The organism is Neoalteromonas arenosi, assembly GCF_030362855.1.
Classification (GTDB): Bacteria; Pseudomonadota; Gammaproteobacteria; order Enterobacterales; family Alteromonadaceae; genus Alteromonas_E; species Alteromonas_E arenosi.
The window spans coordinates 248,233-271,082 of the sequence record NZ_JAUCBP010000002.1; the positions used below are offsets into that span (position 1 = coordinate 248,233).

General features: G+C 46.2%; 18 protein-coding genes. 9 read left to right on the forward strand and 9 right to left on the reverse strand.

What is annotated here, in order from left to right; translation table 11 throughout:
- Positions 1-4: 4 nt before the first annotated feature.
- Positions 5-1,771 (forward strand): monovalent cation:proton antiporter-2 (CPA2) family protein, encoded by a 1,767-nt coding sequence (locus QTP81_RS03130; protein ID WP_289363664.1) that lies wholly within the window; start codon positions 5-7, stop codon positions 1,769-1,771.
- Here QTP81_RS03130 and QTP81_RS03135 read toward each other — a convergent pair.
- The 6 genes from QTP81_RS03135 to QTP81_RS03160 all read right to left on the reverse strand — a co-directional run bounded on the left by QTP81_RS03135 (position 1,768) and on the right by QTP81_RS03160 (position 8,965).
- Positions 1,768-2,634: a bile acid:sodium symporter family protein gene (locus QTP81_RS03135; protein WP_289363665.1), complete on the reverse strand. Its 867-nt coding sequence runs from the start codon at positions 2,632-2,634 to the stop codon at positions 1,768-1,770. The genes QTP81_RS03130 and QTP81_RS03135 overlap by 4 nt on opposite strands.
- Before the next feature lie 2 nt (positions 2,635-2,636).
- Entirely contained in the window at positions 2,637-3,386 is a 750-nt protein-coding gene (locus tag QTP81_RS03140; protein ID WP_289363666.1) for an SDR family oxidoreductase, read from the reverse strand.
- Between the two features lie 5 nt (positions 3,387-3,391).
- Positions 3,392-4,459, reverse strand: a complete 1,068-nt coding sequence (locus tag QTP81_RS03145) for a phosphotransferase family protein (RefSeq protein WP_289363669.1) — start codon at positions 4,457-4,459, stop codon at positions 3,392-3,394.
- A complete protein-coding gene (locus QTP81_RS03150) occupies positions 4,452-5,672 on the reverse strand; it encodes an acyl-CoA dehydrogenase family protein (RefSeq protein WP_289363671.1) in 1,221 nt (406 codons plus the stop codon). The genes QTP81_RS03145 and QTP81_RS03150 overlap by 8 nt, the downstream gene beginning before the upstream one ends.
- 344 nt (positions 5,673-6,016) lie before the next feature.
- A complete protein-coding gene (locus QTP81_RS03155; RefSeq protein WP_289363672.1) occupies positions 6,017-6,610 on the reverse strand; it encodes a thymidine kinase in 594 nt (197 codons plus the stop codon).
- Positions 6,611-6,712: 102 nt separating this feature from the next.
- Complete coding sequence (locus tag QTP81_RS03160) at positions 6,713-8,965, reverse strand: acyl-CoA dehydrogenase (RefSeq protein ID WP_289363674.1); 2,253 nt, start codon at positions 8,963-8,965, stop codon at positions 6,713-6,715.
- A 354-nt stretch (positions 8,966-9,319) separates the two neighbouring features.
- Between QTP81_RS03160 and QTP81_RS03165 the strand changes: the two genes are divergently transcribed.
- The 4 genes from QTP81_RS03165 (at position 9,320) to QTP81_RS03180 (ending at position 12,296) form a co-directional block, all read left to right on the forward strand.
- On the forward strand, positions 9,320-10,126 hold the full coding sequence (locus QTP81_RS03165) for an outer membrane lipoprotein-sorting protein (protein ID WP_289363675.1): 807 nt from the start codon (positions 9,320-9,322) through the stop codon (positions 10,124-10,126).
- On the forward strand, positions 10,127-11,374 hold the full coding sequence (locus QTP81_RS03170) for a hypothetical protein (RefSeq protein WP_289363677.1): 1,248 nt from the start codon (positions 10,127-10,129) through the stop codon (positions 11,372-11,374).
- A gap of 12 nt (positions 11,375-11,386) precedes the next feature.
- Positions 11,387-11,953, forward strand: coding sequence for an outer membrane beta-barrel protein (locus QTP81_RS03175; RefSeq protein ID WP_289363679.1), 567 nt, complete (start codon positions 11,387-11,389; stop codon positions 11,951-11,953).
- Between the two features lie 85 nt (positions 11,954-12,038).
- Positions 12,039-12,296: a DUF3081 domain-containing protein gene (locus QTP81_RS03180; RefSeq protein ID WP_289363680.1), complete on the forward strand. Its 258-nt coding sequence runs from the start codon at positions 12,039-12,041 to the stop codon at positions 12,294-12,296.
- An 11-nt stretch (positions 12,297-12,307) separates the two neighbouring features.
- On the opposite strand, the gene QTP81_RS03185 is transcribed toward QTP81_RS03180, so the two are convergent.
- Complete coding sequence (locus tag QTP81_RS03185; protein ID WP_289363681.1) at positions 12,308-15,421, reverse strand: PAS domain-containing hybrid sensor histidine kinase/response regulator; 3,114 nt, start codon at positions 15,419-15,421, stop codon at positions 12,308-12,310.
- A 141-nt stretch (positions 15,422-15,562) separates the two neighbouring features.
- Here QTP81_RS03185 and lpxL point away from each other — a divergent pair, with 141 nt between their 5' ends.
- On the forward strand, positions 15,563-16,492 hold the full coding sequence (lpxL, locus tag QTP81_RS03190; protein ID WP_289363922.1) for an LpxL/LpxP family Kdo(2)-lipid IV(A) lauroyl/palmitoleoyl acyltransferase: 930 nt from the start codon (positions 15,563-15,565) through the stop codon (positions 16,490-16,492).
- A 55-nt stretch (positions 16,493-16,547) separates the two neighbouring features.
- Positions 16,548-17,162, forward strand: a complete 615-nt coding sequence (locus QTP81_RS03195; protein WP_289363682.1) for a toxin co-regulated pilus biosynthesis Q family protein — start codon at positions 16,548-16,550, stop codon at positions 17,160-17,162.
- 10 nt (positions 17,163-17,172) lie between these two features.
- On the opposite strand, the gene glnE is transcribed toward QTP81_RS03195, so the two are convergent.
- Positions 17,173-20,064, reverse strand: a complete 2,892-nt coding sequence (gene glnE / locus QTP81_RS03200) for a bifunctional [glutamate--ammonia ligase]-adenylyl-L-tyrosine phosphorylase/[glutamate--ammonia-ligase] adenylyltransferase (RefSeq protein ID WP_289363683.1) — start codon at positions 20,062-20,064, stop codon at positions 17,173-17,175.
- A gap of 104 nt (positions 20,065-20,168) precedes the next feature.
- Between glnE and QTP81_RS03205 the strand changes: the two genes are divergently transcribed.
- Positions 20,169-21,077 carry a DUF350 domain-containing protein gene (locus QTP81_RS03205; protein ID WP_289363684.1) on the forward strand — a complete coding sequence of 303 codons (909 nt, stop codon included), beginning with the start codon at positions 20,169-20,171 and terminating at the stop codon, positions 21,075-21,077.
- Here the strand turns inward: QTP81_RS03205 and QTP81_RS03210 are convergent.
- Entirely contained in the window at positions 21,074-21,385 is a 312-nt protein-coding gene (locus tag QTP81_RS03210; RefSeq protein ID WP_289363685.1) for a GIY-YIG nuclease family protein, read from the reverse strand. The genes QTP81_RS03205 and QTP81_RS03210 overlap by 4 nt on opposite strands.
- Positions 21,386-21,424: 39 nt before the next feature.
- Between QTP81_RS03210 and hldE the strand changes: the two genes are divergently transcribed.
- A complete protein-coding gene (gene hldE, locus QTP81_RS03215; protein ID WP_289363686.1) occupies positions 21,425-22,846 on the forward strand; it encodes a bifunctional D-glycero-beta-D-manno-heptose-7-phosphate kinase/D-glycero-beta-D-manno-heptose 1-phosphate adenylyltransferase HldE in 1,422 nt (473 codons plus the stop codon).
- The last annotated feature ends 4 nt before the right edge of the window (positions 22,847-22,850 follow it).

The following is a 22,850-nucleotide window of genomic DNA, read 5'->3' on the forward strand; positions in this document are numbered from 1 at the left end:
ACCGATGGCTTTATTACCTTCTGTACTTGTATTTCTTGCCGCTACTGTTATTGCGGTCCCCTTGTTTAAACGTCTAAAACTGGGCGCTATTCTAGGGTACCTGATCGCGGGAATAATTATTGGTCCGAACGTGCTTAATGCAGTAAACGATCCCGAGACTATATTGCATTTCGCTGAAATGGGTGTGGTGTTTTTATTATTTGTTATTGGCCTAGAGTTGGAGCCAAAAACGCTTTGGCGCATGCGCAACCAAATAGTCTTTACCGGCGGTGCTCAGTTGTTTGGAACAGCATTAATTTTAGGCGGTTTTTTGCTGGCACTAGGCTTCAGCGTGATCATTGCCATTGTTATTGGCCTGGCTGTGGCATTGTCGTCTACAGCATTTGCCATTCAGTTGATGACCGAACAGCGCATTTTGCACACACCGCCTGGGCAGCAGGGGTTCAGTATTTTGTTGATGCAAGATGTTGCTGTCATTCCGATTTTATTACTCGTTGCAAGTTTTTCACCCCAAGTAACGGACGCTGAGGTGCCGTGGTGGATGGCTGCTGGCACGATAGTTTTGGTGCTGGTGGCTGGACGTTTTTTGATTAACCCGTTCTTGCGGGTGGTTTCACGTTATGGTTCTACTGAGGTGATGACCGCGGCGGCTCTATTAATCGTATTAATTACCGCATTAGCGATGGAACAGGTGGGAATGTCGATGGGTATGGGGGCATTCATTGCCGGTATTTTACTCGCCGATTCGACATTTAAGCATCAGTTAGAAACCGAAATTGAGCCCTTTAAGGGTCTCCTGCTAGGGTTGTTTTTCATTGCAATCGGGATGAACCTCGACCTACAGTTATTGGTTGATAAACCGGCGCAAGTAGCCATTGCGACTGCTTTGTTAGTTGCGCTTAAGGCCGGCGTCATTTTTGTTCTACTGCGACTGAATAAACAGTCCAATACCGATTCAACACGTGTTGCGTTGATGTTATCGCAAGGTGGTGAGTTTGCCTTTGTTGTGATGACGCTAGCAGTCAGTTCGCAAGTGCTCGCTGCAGATTTGGCAGCAATGGTCAATTTGGTCGTCGGAATTTCAATGGCGCTGACCTCGCCTTTAGTGATTATTTATAGTTTGCTGTACAACAGTAAAAACTGCCCGGCTGTTTATGATACTCAGCGCGAGTCACCAGAGCCGCAGGTGATCATTGCAGGGTTTGGACGTTTTGGTCAAATTACAGCTCGTATTCTCGCTGCCAACGGTATCGCTTTTACCGCCATGGATAAGGACGCAGAACATATAGAGTTTGTGCGAAAATTTGGTAATAAAGTATTTTTTGGCGATGCTACGCGGCTTGATTTACTCCGCACAGCAGGTATCGAACATGCGCGAATATTGTTGATTGCGATTGATGACCCACAGCAAGTGAGCGCGCTCGCAACCATGGTGAAACACGATTTTCCCGATATTCAAGTAATTGCTCGCGCGCGTGACCGGATGCACGCGGCACGGTTGGCGCGGTTGGGCGTTGAGCACATCACGCGTGAAATGTTTAGCGGTGCATTAGATGCATCCAAACAAGTATTGTCGGCCTATGGTTACACACCGGGGCAAGTCGATTACATGACTCAGGTGTTTACTGAGCACGATATCAATATGTTACGTAGAACTATCGAGCAGGACATGTCGTTACCAGATCTCATTGCCAATAGCGAGCAGGGGCGCGAGGAGCTCAAGCAGTTGTTTGATGAGGATAAGCGCGAGATATCGGCAAACACGCCCTAATCTTGGCTTTGTTGCGCACCACTCTTACTCCAGAATACTAAAGCGGTGGCACCAAGGTACATGGTTACGCCATATACGCCACAGGCGATAGAGTAGGTTGGATCAGCTAGGAAGGTGAGGCTAATTATAATTGCCATGGTGGCATTCTGCGTGCCGATTTCAATACCCAGCGTGATGGCATCGCGCTTTGAAAGCATCACTAGCTTGGCAATTGCCACGCCCATTAACGTCGCCAAGACATTTAGAGCAATGGTAAGTATAAATACGTTGGGAAAGCTCTGCGCTAGCATATCGCGCTCTTGCCAGCTTATCCCAGCAATCATCAACAACATAAAGCTCACGGACAACTTGCGGAATAAGTGCTCTTGACGCAAAGCAAACATCGGGGCTTTATGACGTACAAACAAGCCTACCAAAACGGGCACTAGTAACAGTACTATCATTTTTAGTGTCATGTCTAAAACCGAGAAGCTTTGATTCTTAACTTCAAAATAACGCAAGCTGAACTCAACGATAAACGGCGTGGTAAATACACAAATTACCGTTGCAATTGCTGTCAAGGTGATTGATAACGCCAAGTTTGCTCGCGCTACGTGGCTAAATAGATTGGAAGTAGTGCCGCCGGGACACGCTGCCAGTACCATAATGCCAATCGCCAGATAAACGGGTAAGTCGAGCACCAGGACTAAGCCAAACGCAAGTAATGGCAGAAGTATAATTTGACCGACGAGGCCAGCGACTACTGCAAGAGGCATGCGCAACAAACGCGAAAAATCGTCGCGTGTAAGGCTCATACCCATACCAAACATGATAAACGACAATACTAGCGGCAACACCACTTGAGAGAGTACTGAACCCTCCATCGTTAACTCATTTTAGCCAACATTGACAAAGGTGCGATACGCATTAAACGGTATAATATCGACCATGGCCAACTGGGTACGTAGCTGTTGGCGCCCTCTTTCTCAATGGCCTTTACTATAGCTTTACAGCCAGTTTCAGTATCGACCATGAAAGGTGCGGTTTTAACTTTTTCATTAATTTCGCTGCGAATGAAGCCGGGGTGAACGGTGGATACTTTGATGGGCGTTTTCATTAAATCAATGCGAATTCCTTCGGTCATTGATGTTATCGCTGCTTTTGTTGCTGCATATACGGTTAATGCACGGCGGAAACCACGCGCAGCACTGATTGATGAGATAGTTACCAGGTGACCGGCGTTTTGCTCGCGGAAGATACCAACCGCAGCTTCACATTGGGCTAGCGCAGAAACAAAGTTAGTCACAGCGGTTTGTTTATTGGCATAGAAGTAACCGGTCCCAACTGACGCACCTTTACCCATACCCGCATTAACAATAACCCGGTCTAAGCTACCTAATTCTTGGCGAAATTCTTCAAAACACGTAAATACTGCGTCGTGATCATCAACGTCTAAGGACTTGATCACAACGTTAATGTTGGGGTTGATGGAAAGCAGCTCTTGTTTCAGCTCTTCTAAACGTTCAACGCGCCGTGCGCAAAGTCCAAGATTTCGGCCCATTTTGGCAAACTCAATGGCCATGCCTTTGCCCAAACCAGAGCTGGCTCCGGTGATTACAATATTACTTCTCAACATATAGTTTAGCCTGCGGTTTTAATTATTTTTTTACAACGCCTAATGAGGTAGTTCACAAAGAACCAATAGTATTTATAGGCTGGGTTTCGGGTTTGTTTGTGATGATAGCGGTAATAAATTTGCTGCGCGATAGCAGCTAATCGAAATAACCCATAAACCTCATAAAAAGCAAAGTCATTTGCGTCAAGGCCGGTTTTTTCACAGTAGTATTTAACCACCTCGCAGCGCGTCATCATGCCATTCAAATGCGTCGGTTGCTTGCGTGTGCTTTGCATTAATTTGTCATCATCGGCTTGAATCCAGTAAGCGAGTGTATTACCTAAGTCCATCAGAGGATCGCCAATCGTGGCCAGCTCCCAATCGAGTACGCCGATAATATTTGTGGGGTGTTGAACATCTAACACTAAGTTATCAAAGCGAAAATCGTTGTGGGTGATACATAGATTTTCGCTTGCTGGAATACTTGCTTGCAACCATTGGGTGACTTTTTTAGCCCGCGGTACATTCCAAGTTTTCGCGCGCATGTAACGATTTATCCAGCCTTCGATTTGGCGCCCTGTGTAGCCTGCACCTTTACCAATATGCTCAAGCCCTGCACTTTTATAGTCAACCTGATGTAAATCGATCAGAGTGTCGATAGCATTAGTGCACAGTGTGCGTACGTCATCCTGAGCAAGATGTAGCGATTTCGGCAAGTTTTTGCGAGGAATGATGCCTTCGAGTTTTTCCATGACATAAAAATCACTGCCAATCACGGTTTCGTCGGCGCAATAGCCGTATACGTGTGGAACTGCGGCGAAAACCCGTTTTAGATCCCGCTGTAGATCGTGTTCACGCTGCATATCGTGAGCGCCTTTAGCTTTTGTGCCATCGGGCCCACGGCGCAAAATCAGCGAGCGATTGTCGAACGCCAAGCAATAGGTCCAATTGGATACACCACCACTGTACTGCGTGACTTCGGGCGTTCCTTTTAGATCACCAATATACTCGTTCAGCCAAGGCTGTAATTGCTCGATATTTAACTCTTCACCGGGCCTAACTGCTTGTGCTTGGTCGAGAAGCAGCTCAGACATAACGCTTAAGCTCCAGCCGTGTCACCATACCTTTATGCACTTCGTCAGGACCATCGGCTAAACGCAGTGCTCGCGCACCTGCGGCAAACCGAGCCAGCGGAAAGTCATTACACATACCTGCGCCGCCGTGCATTTGCACGGCCATGTCTACGACTTGTTGCAGCATATTCGGCACCACGACTTTGATTGCCGAGATGTCGACCATTGCGTGCTTAACACCTAAATTATCAATCTTCCACGCGGCATTGAGGGTTAATAGACGTGCTTGCTCAATCAACATACGAGCTTCCGCAATACGCTCGCCATTGCCGCCCAACTTTACTAAGGGTTTACCAAAGGCTACACGCGATAAGCCGCGCTTTATTGCTAGTTCCAAGGCTTTCTCCGCCATACCAATAGCGCGCATACAATGGTGGATACGACCAGGACCTAAGCGACCTTGGGCAATAGCGAAGCCTTTGCCCGGACCTACCAATAAATTTTCACGCGGTACACGGACGTTGTCGAATGTCATTTCACCGTGACCATATGGCGCATCAAAATCACCGTATGCGGTAAGCATACGGTTGATCGTAATGCCCGGCGTGTCTAGCGGCACAATCACCATGCTGTGCTGGCTATGTCGGTCATTTTCTGGATTCGATAGCCCCATGAATATTGTTACTCTAGCGTTCGGATGACCAAGACCTGTAGACCACCATTTGCGACCGTTAATGACAATCTCATCATCTTGAATATCGATGTGCGCTTGCATATTGGTGGCGTCTGATGAGGCTACTTCAGGCTCCGTCATACCAAATACTGAGCGGATCTTTCCAGCCAGCAATGGCGTTAACCACTGCGCTTTTTGTGCGTCGGTACCGAAGTGGTAAAGTACTTCCATATTACCGGTATCTGGCGCGTTACAGTTGAAGATCTCAGGCGCGAATAAACACCGTCCCATTTCTTCGGCCAAGGGAGCGTATTCCAAGCAGCTAAGGCCTTTACCTAAGGTGCTATCAGGCAAGAATAAGTTTTCCAGCCCTTGCTCGCGCGCCAACGCTTTGAGTTCTTCTACGCGCGGATGCAACTGCCATTTGCGCCAATCGCCATGATTGTTTTCGGCGTGCATAAACTCATACACTTCTTGCTCAATGGGCTCTACGTGCTGTTGCATAAACTGTTTGATCTTGGCCAAGTAATCTTGGCAACGTTGGCTGTAACTGAAATCCATAGCTATTCTCGGCGATTGGGCAATTCAGTATTAGTCTAATCAATAGTTGTTGGTAGGTTAAATTAACTTTAGTGATAAATGGTTATGTTTTTCGTATAGGGAGACTACACATTGTTAGCGCGAATACCGCCATGTTTTGACTTCCTTCGCCCCAAATAAATGGCGAAATAGGATCTTATAATGTGTAATTATCAAGATTAAGTAATTGAAAAATAGATGTTAATAGAGCGATTTCAGGCGCTAAACCGGTTGTTGATTAGTGTGACAATAGCTAGGATTATTAGAACGAGGAGAAAATGCTGACAATACCCAACTGTCGCAAAAGCGACAGTTGGTGAAGGGGGCTACAACGCGCCGTCTTGATCCCAGATCAACTCTTTAAAGTGCTTGCGGCACATAGACTCGTAGCGGTCATTCCCGCCAATTTGAACCTGTTCGCCGGCCTTAGTCGCTTTGCCATTTTCATCCCAACGCACGACAAAGTTAGCTTTGCGTCCACAGAAACAAACGGTTTTTAATTCAAAGAACTTATCGGCCCAAGCCAATAAATAATGACTACCCTCGAAGGTTTCACCGGTAAAATCTGTACGCAAGCCGTAAGCTAATACTGGAATATCGAGATCGTCGACGACATAGGTTAGTGCTTTAACTTGCTTGCGGGATAAAAATTGCGCTTCATCAATAAAGATGCAGTCGATATCCTGTTTTTGTTGGTGTGCTTTTATCTCGTCATAAAGCGCAGTATCTGGGTTAAACAAATGCGCTTTTGACTCCAAACCGATTCGACTGGTGACTTTACCAACCCCATAGCGGTCATCTAATGCCGCCGTGAATATCAGCGTCTGCATGCCGCGCTCTTCATAGTTGTATGCCGATTGGAGAAGGGAGGTCGATTTACCTGCATTCATCGCAGAGTAATAGAAGTAGAGTTGCGCCATGCTAAATTTTTTATGTTGTTATTGTGAACGGTGATTATACGGAATTTGAGCGAAAAAAAACGGCCCATTTGTGGGCCGTTTCTCAATTCGCTGTATTAAAGCTTATGCAGCTGACGCTGTAGACGTTTCTGACGTTACTGACTCATCAATTAGATTGAGGTCGAAATCAAATTCATCAACGCGAACTGCAAGCTTGCGTTTCGCATCATAGCTTAGCAAGTCTGCGTGCTCAGCCGCAGTAAGCTCGCCTTTTTCAAGTAGCTTGTTACACGCATTTTCGAATGATACGAACGGTACAACAGGCTCTTTACGCAAGGCTTTTTGAACCTTACCAAGTAGTGGCATTACCGCGTGTTTCGCTTTAAACGCCTGCTCGTTGATGTCATTACCATCACCTGGCTCAACAGTAACAAGATGCGTCAATTGATCTTTTATGCTGTTGTCCTGAAGCGCTGCTGTAGCTAACTCACGAACCAAATCATCAGAGATTTGCGAAACTGATGCGGTGTATGTGTTTGTCAATACACGCATTAGGTAACGCGTAGCTGTGTTCGGGAAGTTCGCTATGAAATCTACCAAGGCTTTTTCAGCCTGCTGTAGTGACCATTGAATAGCATACTCGAAGTATGGCTGTGCCAACTTACGGTCAGTTACGCGCTGCTCGTAGAAACGAATAGTCGCCATCGCACCGTATAGGTAACTCATCATGTCACCTAGACGCGCAGACAACAATTCAGCTTTCTTCAAGTCACCGCCTAGTACCAATAGCGATAAATCAGCTAGCGGCGCAAGTTTGGCTGATAATGCATTTAAACGCTTCTCATATGGGCGCACTTCTGGCAATGCTGATTCAGTGCCGCGTAAGAATGGCAAGTAAGCATTAACTTTACTGCGGAATGCATTTTTAACGCTGAACTTAACCGTTTTACCCAACACTTTGTTGAATTCCGCATCCGCAGACTTATCGTCGCTGTGAATAAGGTCAACCATTTCTTTCAAGTATGGGTGACAACGCATTGCACCTTGACCGAAGATCATCAAACTACGAGTAAGAATGTTTGCACCTTCTACGGTGATAGCGATTGGCAACGCAGAGTAACCGTTAGCAAGAGTATTCTGTGGGCCGCGCTGAATCGCTTTACCCGCTTGAACATCCATCGCTGAGTTGAGTACATCACGACCTAGCTCGGTCATGTGGTACTTCGCCATAGCGGTGATTACTGACGGCTTAAGGCCTAGGCCTAGTGCTTCAGTTGTCAAAACACGCATTGCTTCAAGCAAGAATGTTTTACCGGCAATGTCAGCCAACTTGTCTTGAATACCTTCAAAGCGACCGATTGGAACACCAAACTGCTCACGTACAAACGAGTACTCAGCCGTTGATTTAAACGCTGATTGCGCTGAAGCAACGCCCATCGCAGGTAATGAGATACCGCGACCGGCACCTAAGCAGCTGACTAGCATTTGCCAGCCACGACCGATGTTCTTTTGGCCACCAATGATAAAGTCCATTGGGATAAATACGTTGGTACCGCGAGTTGTACCGTTATAGAAACGCACGCCCATAGGGTCGTGGCGATTACCAAGCTCTACACCCGGGTGATCTTTCGGCAACAATGCACAAGTGATACCTAACTCAACTTCACCACCTAACAAACCCTCTGGGTCAAACACTTTAAACGCCAAACCAAGCACGGTAGCGATGGGTGCTAGGGTGATATAACGTTTATCCCAGGTAACAGATAAACCAATAACTTCCTCGCCGTTGTACTCACCTTTAGTCACGATTGCTGCGTCAGGAATTGAACCCGCATCAGAACCTGCTTCAGGACTAGTTAGTGCGAAACAAGGAATATCTTGACCCACAGCTAGACGTGGCAACCAATAGTTTTGCTGCTCTTCTGTACCGTAGTGCATTAATAGCTCACCGGGGCCTAATGAATTAGGTACCATAACGGTTACAGCTACTGCGCCGCTTTTTGCAGCAATAGTGGCAACAATTGTTGAGTTTGCATACGGGCTGAACTCAAGGCCACCAAATTTCTTTGGTATGATCATCGAGAAGAATTTGTTCTCGCCCAAGAAGGTAAGTACTTCCTGTGGGATATGGTTGCCGTTTTGCAACTCAAAATCATCGACCATTTTTAATAGCGTTTTAACCGGGCCGTCAAGGAATGCTTGCTCGTCGGCGCTCAACGCTGCTTTCGGAATATTGCGCAATACCTGCATATCAGGCTTGCCACGATAGATTGACGATTCGATCCATACGTCGCCCGCATCAAGAGCCTCTTGCTCTGTGATTGAAATTGGGGGCAATACTTTTTTCAGACTTGTTCTAATACTCATGATACTCATCCGCTCATCTGACCAGTTGTGAATGTATACTACTCTAAATCACTAGAAGATCAAATTTTGCTAACAAAATGTTCATAGAGTGTTACGTTTTTTTCGGTGAACATTTAACTAACTTGCTGTTTTTATTGAATTCACCGGGTATAAAAAGCTATACGTTTAGATGAAAGTGAATACGTTTGTTTGCACAAAAAAACAGCGGATAACGGGATCTTTAGCGTTTACGTCTTAAGGCCGACACTTCAACGGCGATATATATACCTTAATTTTCGATTATTGCTCAGCAACTGCCGAGTTTAGCCGTTATTATTAAAGACTAACGTTGTTTACTTGATGAACAGAAACAAGGAGCTGATCATGTCAGCGTCAAATCGATTTTACCGCAGCTTACAACACGTCTTGCTGATCGTAGTGTTAGCGATTGGCACCTCTACAGGAGTTATCGCTGATGAGCAACGTGGCTTGGAAATATCCAAACTGCGTAAAGCCGCCGATACAGGCTGGGGTGACACCGAGGCAGAAATGCGAATGATCCTGCGCAATGCGCAAGGGCAGGAGTCTGTGCGAGAAATTCGCGTGCGTTCACTTGAGGTCATCGATGATGGTGATAAGGCCTTAACGATATTTGATCGCCCTCGGGATGTCAGTGGTACAGCATTTTTGAGTTTTTCCAAAGCACTTGAACCTGATCTGCAATGGATATACCTGCCGGCCTTACGTCGCGTGAAACGCATCAATTCGAAGAATAAATCAGGTCCATTTATGGGCAGTGAATTCGCTTTCGAAGATATGACCTCTTTTGAATTGGAAAAGTATAGTTTCAATTATACTGGTGAAGATACGATTGACGGTCGCTCTGCTTTTAAGGTTGAACAAGTTCCTCTAGACAGAAATTCAGGCTACACGCGACAGATCGTGTGGATTGACCAAGAACACTACTACGTACTCAAGATCGAGTTTTACGACCGTAAGAACGCGCTATTGAAGACACTGACGTTGGACGACTACCGACTATATAAAGACAAATTCTGGCGAGCACATGTGTCAGAAATGGTCAATGAACAGACCGGCAAATCTACCGAACTGATTATTGACAAGCTTGAGTTTGATGTGGGCTTAGAAGAGGCGGATTTTGACAGTAATAAGTTGCGGAACGTGCGCTAGATGAAGGCTTTTAGTCTGTACACAACACTTTGCTGGTTACTGACGTTGCCGCTGTCTGTAGTATGTTTTGCCCAAGACTACGAGCTGAGCGGCGAGGCCGGCATTGAGCAGCGTTACTTTTTTGAAGATCCGTTACTGCCCGAACAAGAGCGTGCCCAAGGTTCAGTCTACTTACAACCAGAATTCTTTTTCAATTGGAACGACGGTGATGACCGGTTGGTAATTAAACCCTTCACGCGCTTGGACCAGCACGACAGTGAGCGTAGTCATTTTGATCTGCGCGAATTGCATTGGTTACATCAAGATCGAGATTGGGAGTTTTTGGCGGGCATTAGCAAAGTTTTTTGGGGGCAAACAGAGTCCCTACATCTCGTCGATATCATCAATCAGACTGACTATGTCGAAGCGGTAGATGGTGAAGACAAATTAGGTCAGCCGATGCTGAGTTATTCATATTTCAGTAATTACGGACGCTTATCTGCATTTATTCTGCCCTATTTCCGCGAGCGGACGTTTGCCAGCACAGAAGGGCGAGTAACGCCCCCGTTTAGGATTGATACTGATAACCCCCTGTTTGCGTCGAGTAATGAAGAGACCAACATCGATTATGCATTGCGCTGGCAACACAGCATGGGGAATTGGGATTTAGGATTTTCATACTTTGATGGCACCAATCGCGAGCCTTATTTGGCACAGGGGTTTGACCCGGTAACTAATCGATTGGTGTTGCAGCCCTATTATTCGCAGATCCAGCAAGTCGGTGTCGATGCCTTGGCCGTAGTAGATGCATGGCTTTTCAAATTTGAAGGTATTTATCGCAAAGACGATGAGGAGAACGTACCGGTAACGCTGCAAGATGTGATTGTTGATAACTTCTTTGCTGCGGTGGTCGGTTTGGAATATACCAGTGTCGGCGTATTTGATTCACAATACGATATCGGTTGGTTAGTTGAATATCAGTTTGACGAGCGAGAGCAAACGGCATTCGTGTTCGGGCAGAATGATCTGATGGTTGGCCTGCGCTTTATTGTTAACGATATTGACGGTACTGAAGTATTGGTTGGTGTTGTGCAGGACTTAGATGATTCAGGCAGTTACACAGGCTTTCTCGAGGCGTCTAGTCGTATTACAGACCAGTGGCGGTGGAAACTGGATGGTTATTTTTTTGCCAGTGAACAATTAACCGACCCGCTATACTTCTTGCGACGTGAGGATTTTGTTCAGTTTTCGCTGGAATATTATTTTTAAAGGAGCCCTTATATGTTGAAGGCAAAAATACAATGGTTGGCACTGGGTCTGTTGGTCTGTTGGAGTGTTTCCAATGCGCAGGCGACTGAAAATATGTACGCTGTCATCAGTGCGGGGTATGCGGACTCAGAGTTTGCTCAGTATTCTGGCGGCAGCGTCGCATACAAGCTGGCCATCGGATATGAGATTCATCGACAGTGGTATATTGAGGGCGGATACCAGCGCCTAGCCAGTGACGAAGCCGATGCAGGTGACTTACTCATAGGGCTCGAAGGTGATGCGCTATTTATCTCTGCGTTAGGTAAAGCCAGTGCACGAGAGGGGGAACTGTTTTATCGACTGGGTGCTATGCGCGCTGATCTCAGCGGTTATCGCTTAGAGAGTTCTACCTGTGACAATGCGCCTTGCACGGTTGAGACAGCATACGATGATGGCATATTTGCAGGTGTCATAGGGATCGGCTTTGACTGGTACGTTGGTCTCAATACCATGGTGCGATTTGAAGTTGAGCACATCAGTGGTGAAGACAGCTTCCAATCCAATGCCGCATACCTAGGCTTTCGGTATAACTTCAACTAAAGCGAACGAGGGGCACGCTCTTGATCTTCTCTGTTCTCCACACATATAAGTATTAAGGGTGCAATAATTTTGGCGCGGGAGAACTATGAAGAATGAAGTAGATAGTCACTTTATCCTAAAAGTGTTCGAAAAAATTCGTCAACACGGTGAACAACGCGAAGACGGTTATCATTTGGGTGGGGTCAAGGCCTTCACAGATTTCGATGGTTACACAGTCTACATGGAAGATGCACTGGTAAAACTGCGTTTTGGCTTCCACAACCAATATCATTTTGACTACGAGCAAACCGAACACGCAGAGGCTTTTGAGCGTAAGCTTAAAGCAATTGACGCTGACTACTGATGAGCTAACAGTTATTCAGCCCACTGTGAGAGGGCTTTTTTTAATGTTTCTATCGATACAGGTTTGGCAACGTGATCATTCATTCCTGCTGCGCGACATAGCTCATCGTCGCCGTCTAAAGCATTTGCGGTAACTGCAACTATGGCGATGCTTTTCGCGCGAGGTATAGGCAGAGCACGAATCGCTCGAGTCGCGTCAAAACCATCCATTACAGGCATTTGACAATCCATAAAAATGATATCGATATCGTCATGGTTGAGGCCGAAGATTTCTACCGCTTCGCGACCATTTTCTGCAGTTAACACCTCGCAACCAATGTTTTGCAGCATATCTTGCGCCACTAACTGGTTTATTTGATTATCTTCGACTAACAATACTTTTTTATTTGTTATAGCGTCAGCCGATTCGTTCTCGCTGTTCAGGTTAGTCGATTGGGTTTCAATTATCTGCGGCTCTGCATCGCCTTGGATTACAGCGATGAGGTCTTGTAAACCTGTTGTGTCAGTGTAGATACCTTGAACACCTAATTCAGTAGCGAAGTCACTTGCACTAGTTTGCTGCGCGGAGGTAATTAATAAGACAGGCATGCGCGCTGTAATACCTTTTTGGTGAAGTACTTTACAGAATTCGAAGCCATCCATTCCTGGCAAGTCAGCATACACAATCAAATGGGTGTATTGACTATTAGTATTTTTCAATTGCTGCAGTGCTTGCGGTGCCGAATGAACAACATGACATTCAAAATTGTGCGCGGGTGCGACCTCCTGCCATTGCTCGCTGACCTGCTGATTGTCAACTACCAATAGCACGTTCACGGGATTTTCAATTGACTCCGTTTGATTTTCGGTAGTTTGAATCGGGATGTAAAAACTAAAAGACGAGCCAACACCAGGCTCACTATGCACCTGGATTTCACCGCCTAACAAATGCGTCAACTCACGGCAAATAGATAACCCTAAACCCGTTCCTGCCTTACCACGTGTTGAACTTGAATCGGCTTGGGTAAACTTATCAAACAATGTCTCCACACTTTCATGCGGAATGCCAACCCCGGAATCCGCGACAATAAACTCAAGTTGCTGATGCGCCCCATTGGTCAATTGCTTCACCGTAATCCTAATATGCCCTTGGTCAGTAAACTTAAACGCATTCGACAATAGATTAGCGAGTATTTGGCGCAGCTTATTTGGGTCGGTATAAATATTTGTCGGAATGTGAGCATCCATTTGCAACTCAACTAACACATCCTTTTTCTGCTCTTTTATTTGGGCGTTCACGGTGCCGATCAAATCGTTAATCAACTCAGGTAATGAGAAATAACTCGGTGTTAGCTCAACGTGACCGGCCTCTATTTTCGAGACATCTAAGATATCGTTGATGATCGTCATCAGGTTTTGACTACTCTTATGTATTAAGTCGACGTAGTCTCGTTGCTTATCGTTGAGTTGTGTGCCTTTGAGTAATTCATTTATGCCAATAACACCGTTAAGAGGCGTTCTTATTTCATGACTCATATTAGCCAAAAACTGACTTTTGGCTGCGCTTGCAGCTAATGCGTCTTGTTCAGCTTGCTTCAACTCCGAAATATCCTGAAAGGCACCGCGCAGCTTAACTGGATGTCCATCTCGATACACCGCGTATCCAACAGCTCGAACCCAAATTCTTCGGCCTTTAGCAGTAATAAAGGGCAATTGCTCATCCCACGTGGTGCCATTTTTGATACCTTTTTCTACCGCCGCGGTAATAATTGGCTGTGCTTCTGGGGCATAGAATTCAATCGCTTTTGCAACCTCCACTTTAGAGCCAACGGGTAGTTCGTGGATATGGTACACTTGATCAGACCACCATAATTGGTTGCTTAATAAATCCAGCTCCCAGCCACCTAACTTGGCGATTTCGCCGGTGGATTCAATCAGTGTTAGATGACGCTCGTTTTCGCGCTCTGCTGTACGCTGAGCAGTAATATCTCGCCCCATCCACAACAAGCCGTAATCATTCGTAGAGCGTGTTTGCAGAGCCGTTATGGTTAATTCAACATCGACCGATCGCTCGGCAAAGGTCTGTAAGGTGATTTCCGTTGTAAAAGCACCCGCGAGCAACTGTTTGGCGAGCGCTATTTGAATACGCGACTCGTTGTTGTAATCCGTTACGTCCAGTTGCTGGAGTAATTGAAGTCGCGAATCTCGTTTTAAGAGTTGTAGCGGAGATACCTGGCCGATGACGTCTACCGAACGGCATTGCAACATCTTGGCGGCATAAGTATTTATCGATGTGATGAGTCCTTCGTTGTCCGTTGAGATCAGAAAAAGGGGTGCACTATTGAGTAGGGCAGTTTGAAAGTTGTTACTGTCAATTAACTGTGTTTCAAGTTGCTTTTGTTCCGTGATATCAGTGATCAGTAAGATAAAGCTTTCAATCTCTTTGCCAACACTGAAGGGTTGCATATTAATAGAAGCCCAAAAACTGTTACCGTTTTGGTGGTAGAGTTTAAGTTCACCTTGATAACTCTTGGCGCTTTCGAGTGCGGCTTCTAACTTGCGAAGCTCAAATAAGCTCGTTCCTCCGCCGGCAAAGTCGTGGATGTGTTTGCCTTGTAATTCCCGCTCCGAGTAACCAACCAAGTTTGACATTGCAAGATTTGACCAGGTGATGGCAAACGCGCTATCGGTTATCACTAGGCCGTTGAAGGTTTGCTGGGTAAATCGCAATAATTGCTGGTTGGCCAGAGAAAGCTCTTGCTTTTCCTCATTCAGGCTAACTTCCCGCGATTGATGCCGAGTGGTCTCAGTAACCGTTACTATCATGTGTTCGCCATCACTACAGGGCTCTAGGTTAACAGCGATATAGAATACGTGTTGGTCAGCGTGCAATGCTGGAAAATTATTTCCTTCGCCCATGTTCCGCGGTTGTCTATAGGTAAAAATTCGACTGACATGCGCTGCATGCTTGGTCTTGTATTCCGCAGGGATTAAGCAGCTGATATTTGTATCAATGAGAGAGCCGGCCGGATAACCAAATAATGTGTGCGCTTTATCATTGGCGAAGCTAATGTCGCCACTCTTGTTGACCACGAGGATACCACTGGCAACCTTATTGATCAGTTCTTGTAACAGCGCTGTCTCCATCAAGCGATATCTTCACTAACAGGTAAAACTCTATTTAAGCAGCAAAATTAGCTATTTGCGAGTTTTAAGCAGAGCTTGTCAGCAGTTTGATGGACCGCTTCTCCGTGCTATTCTAGGGCGATATAAAACAACAACTGTAATATTGTGTCAAAAATTCAAGCTCCCGCATTTTCCTGGCGATTTTTCCTACCGCAATTTTGGCCAATTTGGATTGGCATCATTATTTTATACACGCTGAGTTGGTTGCCTTTAGTAGTACTACGCCAATTAGCTAAGGGATTAGCATGGTTGTTGACAAAATTGGCCAAAAAGCGAGTGAGTGTGGCGCGGCAAAACTTGCGTTTAACTTACCCTGATATGTCAGATAAAGATGTAGAACATCTACTGAAACAAAATTTGAATTGTGCGGGAATGGCAATTTTTGAGACGGCTCTGGGCTGGTGGGCACCCGCGTGGCGGATAAAAAAACTCGGCGTCGTTGAAGGATATGAGCATGTCGAAGCAGTCCTTCAGCAGGGCAAAGGCGTGTTTGGATTGGCGCTGCACAATATGAATTTAGAAATTGCCTGTCGGATTATTGGTTATACCCATCCGAGTATTGCTTTCTATCGCAAACACGATAATCCACTGATGGATTATATGCAGTATCGCGGACGCAATCGCTCAAATAAATACATGATCCACAAACGCAACTCAAAAGCGCTTATTCAAGCTTTAGATGAAGGCGAACTATGTTTGTATCTCCCCGACCAAGACTACGGCAGGGCGCAAAGTATATTTGTACCATTTGGCGGGGTTGCAAAAACTGCAACGACGACAGCCACATTGATGTTTGCACGACGCGCAAACTGTGTACCATTATTAATAACATCCCAATACACTAAATCGGGTTATGTGGTAAAAATTTATCCACCAATGCCGGAATTTGCCGATAAAGGGGATGTCGAAGCATTAACGGAGTTGAATCAACACATTCTAGACTTGGTGGCAGAGCAACCTGAAAGCTACTTGTGGATGCATAAACGTTTTAAGTCTAGACCTGATGATTCAGATCCGAGTCTGTACCAATAGTTATTTGAGTGAGTTAGTGGTAACTTACCGCAAGTGTTAACAAAGTCGATTCTTTATGAAAACAAATAATGTGTCCAACACTTTATTTTGGGTAAAACATTTAGGGCTTGCTGTCGCATTGATTGTGATTGCTGTAGTCGTTGTAATGTTGCAAGAAGAAGTTGCCTCGACTCCCAGTCCTGAAGGCGCGCCAGCTAAACGGTCTGTTGCTACTGGCTTGAGCTCTTTTTATGAAGAGTTTCGCTCTAGCTCCAAAGACCCTATCAAAGAAGAGATGGGGGACTTTGTAATGGAATTAGGCGGCGAAGACCGCAGTGTTGACGAGCGTTTGCAAGATATGACCAGCGATGCTCGCCCCGTCAGCGGTCGCTGGGTTGGTGAAAAGCGTTTTCGCGCATTCAAAGCCGGAAGTACGTTGCGCGAAGCTATCTCAAATCACGCCCAACAGGAAGGCATGCAGGTGATTTGGGACCTGGACCAAGATTTTGTGATTAAGCATCAATTCCAATTGGATACGACAATTGCAGCAGCAGTCAAACAAATTGCTAGTGCAGTGGACAGTAATTTTGATGGCGAAGTACGTGGATATGTATGTCCTAAACAGCGCACCTTAGTTGTGACGGCAAACCATACCGAGTATTTAAATACGCACTGTGTAGTTGCTCAATAGGACGTAGATTCTAAAGTTCTAAATGTTGGCTAAACACCTGTTTAACGTACTGGCGCAGTTGGTGTAACTGTTCAGTGTCGGCAACTAACGCAAGGTTTTGTAGATTGCCTTCATGGATTGCTTGGCGCATGCTCAAGTAAGCATTTTGCAGTTTCATCACATCGGTTTCAGTCACTAACGCTGTCGTAGCCAGAGCGTCTAAAATTCTTAAGTTGTCAGGCCATTGCGTCAGGCCAGCATGGGTATTTGCATACCCCAATACCCAATACTGCACCAAAAACTCAATATCGGTAATTCCGCCTTCTGCTTGCTTTAAATCAACGGCATCGGGGGCCTGTTTTAACAAATGTTGGCGCATCTTAACGCGCATGTCGACAACATCTCGGCGTAGCGAAGCCAAGTCGCGTGGAATGGCTAACACTTCATGACGGATACTATTAAAGCGTTTCTGCAACTCCATTTGTCCCCATACAGGACGGGCTCGCACTAAGGCTTGGTGCTCCCATGTCCAGGCATTGTTGGCTTGATAGTCTGCAAAGCTGACTATGTTACTGCACAGCAACCCGGAATTACCGTCGGGTCTCAAGCGCAAATCGATATCATACGCTTTTCCCAGTTGCATTGGTGTCGACAACATATGCATTACGCGTTGTACCACCTTGGCATAAAACTGACTCGCACTGACGGACTTTTCACCGTTTGTCATCGTATTGCGATCGGCGTCGTGTAAAAAGACCAAGTCAAGATCGGAGCCATAGCCAAGCTCAAGACCACCGAATTTGCCATAAGCGACCACCAATAAACCACTGTCGGCAATTGTTTTACCTTGAGGCTCGCCAAAGCGCACACTGATGTCTCGCCATGCCGCACATATAGCACTGTCGAGTATAACTTCCGCAAGAGCCGTAAGATGATCACTGACAAAGTTAGTAGCGAGCGTATCACACAAGTCTGCTGCGCCAATGATCAACTGCTGGCAGAGCTTAAATTGGCGCCATGCATTCATGAGAGCTTCTAAATCGGTTGGTTCTATGCGCAGCAACGATTGTTGCAGCTGACCTTTTAAGTCGACCCGAATCGCCTCAATATCGGTAAGCTGGGTGGTAAGATACACCGGGTCTAACAGTTCATCTAGTAACAGCGGGAAGCGCGCGATTTGTTCTGCTATCCAATCGCTTTTAGCAGTTAATTCCAGCAATTGAGTACGCGCCTGATGGTTTTCAAGCAAAAGGTCCAAGTATGCTGTTCGGCCAGTGATACTAATAAGGGTGGGGGCAATATGTGCTAGGCGTAATTGCGGATTGTTAAAGTTGAGTAAATCAAACAATATCGCAGGAAGCAGGCGGCTAAGTGTTCTATGCCCGCGTTGACCAATAGGCTGTTTGGCAATGCGTTGTTTTAATTGACTTATGTCGATATAAAGCAGGTCAAAGTCTACACAGCTGATGTGGTTTGCGACCATGGATTGCCATTCATCGCTGTCCAACGAGAGCGTCCACATGTCTTCAGCAAGGGTATAGAGCGGATCCGCTTGATCAATCTCCTGTTCCGGGGCAGCAATTAAATCAGCGAAATATGCATGAACGCGTTCTAAGCTACGATGAACGATATCTAAAAGGCTGTTCCAGTCTGGGCAGGCCATTAAGTGACAAAGCCTATCTTGATTAATTGCATCATCGGGCAGTTGCTGAGTTTGCTGGTCATCAATCTGCTGGATACAGTGTTCGACTTTGCGCAATCTGTAGTAGTCACTCATTAAACTGTTGGCTGTTTCAGAGTCTAATAACTCAGTGTTTACAAGCCCATTAAACGCTTGGATTAAAGAGGCCGTTTGCAATAATGGGTGTTTGCCCGCGTGAATAACTTGCATGCTTTGGACAAAAAACTCAACTTCTCGGATGCCCCCAGCACCTAGCTTGATATTGTTCTTTAAGCGTTTACGGCGGACCTCAGTTTCAATGAGCTGTTTCATCGTACGCAGGGATTCAAGTGCCGTGAAATCAACATAGCGACGATAAACGAAAGGCTTGAGCATTTTTTGCAGTTGTTCTGTGTAGGTGCTAGCGGAGTTAAGCACGCGTGCTTTGAGCATTGCGTAACGCTCCCAATCCCGCCCTTGCTCTTGATAGTAATCTTCCAACGCGGAAAAGTTTGCGACCAGAGGACCGCTTTCGCCAAACGGACGTAACCGCATATCTACCCGATACACAAACCCATCAGCAGTTACTGTATCCAGTAGGTGGATCAGTTTTTGGGCCAAGCGTGTGAAAAATTGCTGATTCTCGACTACCTTGCGTCCACCCGATGTTTCTCCCTTTGCTGGATAGGCAAAAATCAAATCGATATCAGACGAAAAGTTAAGCTCGCGACCACCAAGTTTACCCATCGCTAAAATACACATCGGCTGCGGGCCATGAGCACCTTGTGGAGTTCCGTAACGCTCGGTTAGTTGTTGGTATTGCCAGTCGTAAGCTGCAGTTATCAAGCTGTCTGCCAGCTCGGATACTTGTTCTAAAGAATCCTGTATTGGCTGCTTGAGTATAAAGTCGCGATAGATAATTACGGCAGCAAAACTATGTCTGATAATACGTAAATGACGCATGGTCTCAACTTCATTCGTTAGGCCCGCTACACGCGGGGCAATAGTCGTTCGAATGTCGTCCAAGAAACCTTCTGGATTATCATTGCTGGTCATGCTGAGATGGTGCTCTACCAAAAAGTCGAGCACTTCAGCGTATTGCTGGCAAACTCTTCGCGCGTATGGACTAAGTGCAAATAAATCAATGATTGGTGCAAGATCACATTGCGATTTTTCAGAACAAGCGATGGTTTGCACCAACCATTGGCGATCGGCTTCCGATTGAGCGGCTAAATGAGTGTCTTTTATGAAGCTGACTGGCATGATAATTTAAATGCTATGGCGTTGCGCACGTGACGATAAACAAAATCAATGATGAACGATAGCATTTAGCGACTATCAGATGCTAGCTGCCGCAAGGAAAATACATGGAAACACTGGTTAAACTAAATCCTTTACCGCACGACCTTTGGGTCTATTTATCAATTGATATCGCGATTACCCTGCTCCTATTACTGGTCGTACGTTGGGTCTCCGGACGTGTCAGTGATATCAACGTTACCGAAGAGTTAGGTTCGCGTGACAATTTTGCGTTTGGTATTAGTGTTGCAGGTCGCATGTTGTCACTATTAATCGTCCTTGGGGCGGTTGTTGGTCGCCACGCAGGGGAAGGGTATGAGGAAGCCGCACTCGGCATGGTTGTGTTTGGCTTAATTAGCATAGTCTTAGTTAAATTTGGCCGTTTCGCACACGATAAATTGGTGTTACATCGGGTCGACACGGATGCAATGATCCAAGATAAAAATGTCAGTATCGCATTGGTCGATGCCGCTAGCGCCATTGCCAGTGCGATAATTTTACGCAGTATGTTAGTTTGGGTAGAAGGGACTGACCTCAATGCGATAGTTGCTGTCTTTAGTGGTTTCAGCGTGGTTTTGGTGGTTCAACTCATGATTACGCGGTTATACGAAATGCGCTTTGCGAGTGATAACCAGAATGATTCGTTGCAAAAAATTCTTGGCAAAGGCCAGATCGCGCTGGCCATTGAGCATGCCGGCAGTTTATTGGGAACCGCGTTGGTAGTATCCAGTGGTGCCAGTATATTGTCCTATGATCCGCACACTTACGTGAGTAATTTGACGGGCTGGTTGTTTACCAGTTTCTCGCTTGCACTGGGACTTTTTATTACTGTGAATGTCGCCAAGCGCATCGTGTTGGCCGGCATAGATTGGCGGCAGGAAGTCGATCAGCAACACAATATCGGCGTTGCGGCTATTCAGTTTATCCTGAGTGTAGGTGTAGCGTTAATCGTGCTCGGCGTCTTGAGTCACATCTAAGAGAGATCACTAGGAAGTGGAAGTGAACCGTCAATGATTGCTAGCTTAGTGCGGCGACTTTGTTGTTTGACCCAATATTCAAGTGAAGCCGCGGCTGATTTTGATCCTACCGCAAATACAAAACGCAATATCAAGGGACCTTTGCCACGCAATGCTTTAGCACCCTTGGCTGCGCTGTTACTGTGTTCTGCCAAGCGTCGTTCAACATCTGTTGTAATGCCCGTATAAAATTGGCCCAGCCGGTTCTCGATGATGTACAGGTGCCAATGTTTTGGTTGCGTATTGCTAGCTGATTTTTCTTGGTTCACTGGTATACTTGCACCACGCAGTTTTTATGCAAGTAACCTATGAATTTACCCGATTTTAGTCAAGCCCAAATTTTAATCGTCGGCGATCTTATGCTTGATCGCTACTGGAAAGGCTCCACGGCGCGCATCTCACCCGAAGCTCCCGTACCTGTTGTTAAAGTAGGCGGCACAGAGGATCGTCCAGGCGGTGCCGCAAACGTAGCCATCAATGCTGCCACCTTGGGCGCTAAAGTGACCTTAATTGGATTAACAGGCAAAGACGATGCTGCGCAAGCCTTGCAAGATCGTTTAGAGGCAAGTGATGTAGATTGTCAATTTGTCTCTGTAGATGGGTATGACACTATAACTAAGTTGCGGGTTATCAGTCGTAATCAACAGTTATTGCGATTGGATTTCGAACGTGACTTTGGTCCAGTTGACAAAACCGAGTTGCTGCACAGGTATACTGATGCACTTGCACAGGTTGATGTCGTCGTACTCTCAGACTACGCAAAAGGCTGTTTGAGTGACCCACAATTACTTATTCAAGCCGCCAAATCTCAAAACATACCAGTGATTGTTGACCCCAAGGGGACAGAGTTCGATAAGTATGCCGGTGCAACATTAATTACGCCCAATATGGCAGAGTTTGAAGCCGTAGCAGCAGCGTTTAGTACAGAAAATGAGCTCGAACAGAGTGCGGTAGCTTTACGCGACGCCTTGCAATTAGATGCGCTGTTGTTAACGCGTTCAGAGCAGGGGATGTCATTATTTAGTCAGGCTGGCACTCCCACCCATTTACCAGCAAAAGCACGCGAAGTTTATGATGTCACCGGTGCTGGTGATACTGTGGTATCGACTATCGCCAGCTGTCTTGCTGCTGGGGTAGAACTTTCTCAGTCGTGTGTTTTGGCAAATATTGCTGCAAGTATTGTGGTTGGTAAATTAGGTACCTCAACAGTAACAAGCACCGAGTTAGCGCTAGCGTTACGACACGAACACCATCCTGACGGTGGTGTTATGAGTGAAGAGCAGCTGGTACAGATGGTTAAAGAGGCGCAACGTCGCGGTGAGCGGGTGGTGATGACGAATGGTTGTTTTGACATACTGCACGCTGGACATGTGGCTTATTTAGAGCAGGCGGCTCAGCTGGGGGACAGACTCGTCGTCGCGGTGAATACTGATGCCTCTGTGCGCAAGCTAAAAGGCAAAGGTAGGCCGATAAACTCTGTTGAAAGACGCATGGCGGTACTCGCCGGCCTAGCGTCTGTTGATTGGGTCGTGCCCTTTAGCGAGGACACCCCGCAACGCTTGATTAGCGAGGTTTTACCTAACACCTTAGTGAAAGGTGGCGACTACAGCATTGAACAAATTGCTGGCGGTAAAGAAGTCATTGCCAATGGTGGTGACGTGCAAGTATTGGTGTTTAAAGACGGTGTATCGACCACCGCGATAATTAAACAAATTGTCGAGCAGAGTTAGGTCG

Bases quoted from the DNA above. Each gene is read 5' to 3' on its own strand.
- QTP81_RS03130 (WP_289363664.1), top strand. From the start codon at position 5: ATGGCTTTATTACCTTCTGTACTTGTATTTCTTGCCGCTACTGTTATT.
- QTP81_RS03135 (WP_289363665.1), bottom strand. From the start codon at position 2,634: ATGGAGGGTTCAGTACTCTCTCAAGTGGTGTTGCCGCTAGTATTGTCG.
- QTP81_RS03140 (WP_289363666.1), bottom strand. From the start codon at position 3,386: ATGTTGAGAAGTAATATTGTAATCACCGGAGCCAGCTCTGGTTTGGGC.
- QTP81_RS03145 (WP_289363669.1), bottom strand. From the start codon at position 4,459: ATGTCTGAGCTGCTTCTCGACCAAGCACAAGCAGTTAGGCCCGGTGAA.
- QTP81_RS03150 (WP_289363671.1), bottom strand. From the start codon at position 5,672: ATGGATTTCAGTTACAGCCAACGTTGCCAAGATTACTTGGCCAAGATC.
- QTP81_RS03155 (WP_289363672.1), bottom strand. From the start codon at position 6,610: ATGGCGCAACTCTACTTCTATTACTCTGCGATGAATGCAGGTAAATCG.
- QTP81_RS03160 (WP_289363674.1), bottom strand. From the start codon at position 8,965: ATGAGTATCATGAGTATTAGAACAAGTCTGAAAAAAGTATTGCCCCCA.
- QTP81_RS03165 (WP_289363675.1), top strand. From the start codon at position 9,320: ATGTCAGCGTCAAATCGATTTTACCGCAGCTTACAACACGTCTTGCTG.
- QTP81_RS03170 (WP_289363677.1), top strand. From the start codon at position 10,127: ATGAAGGCTTTTAGTCTGTACACAACACTTTGCTGGTTACTGACGTTG.
- QTP81_RS03175 (WP_289363679.1), top strand. From the start codon at position 11,387: ATGTTGAAGGCAAAAATACAATGGTTGGCACTGGGTCTGTTGGTCTGT.
- QTP81_RS03180 (WP_289363680.1), top strand. From the start codon at position 12,039: ATGAAGAATGAAGTAGATAGTCACTTTATCCTAAAAGTGTTCGAAAAA.
- QTP81_RS03185 (WP_289363681.1), bottom strand. From the start codon at position 15,421: ATGGAGACAGCGCTGTTACAAGAACTGATCAATAAGGTTGCCAGTGGT.
- QTP81_RS03195 (WP_289363682.1), top strand. From the start codon at position 16,548: ATGAAAACAAATAATGTGTCCAACACTTTATTTTGGGTAAAACATTTA.
- glnE (WP_289363683.1), bottom strand. From the start codon at position 20,064: ATGCCAGTCAGCTTCATAAAAGACACTCATTTAGCCGCTCAATCGGAA.
- QTP81_RS03205 (WP_289363684.1), top strand. From the start codon at position 20,169: ATGGAAACACTGGTTAAACTAAATCCTTTACCGCACGACCTTTGGGTC.
- hldE (WP_289363686.1), top strand. From the start codon at position 21,425: ATGAATTTACCCGATTTTAGTCAAGCCCAAATTTTAATCGTCGGCGAT.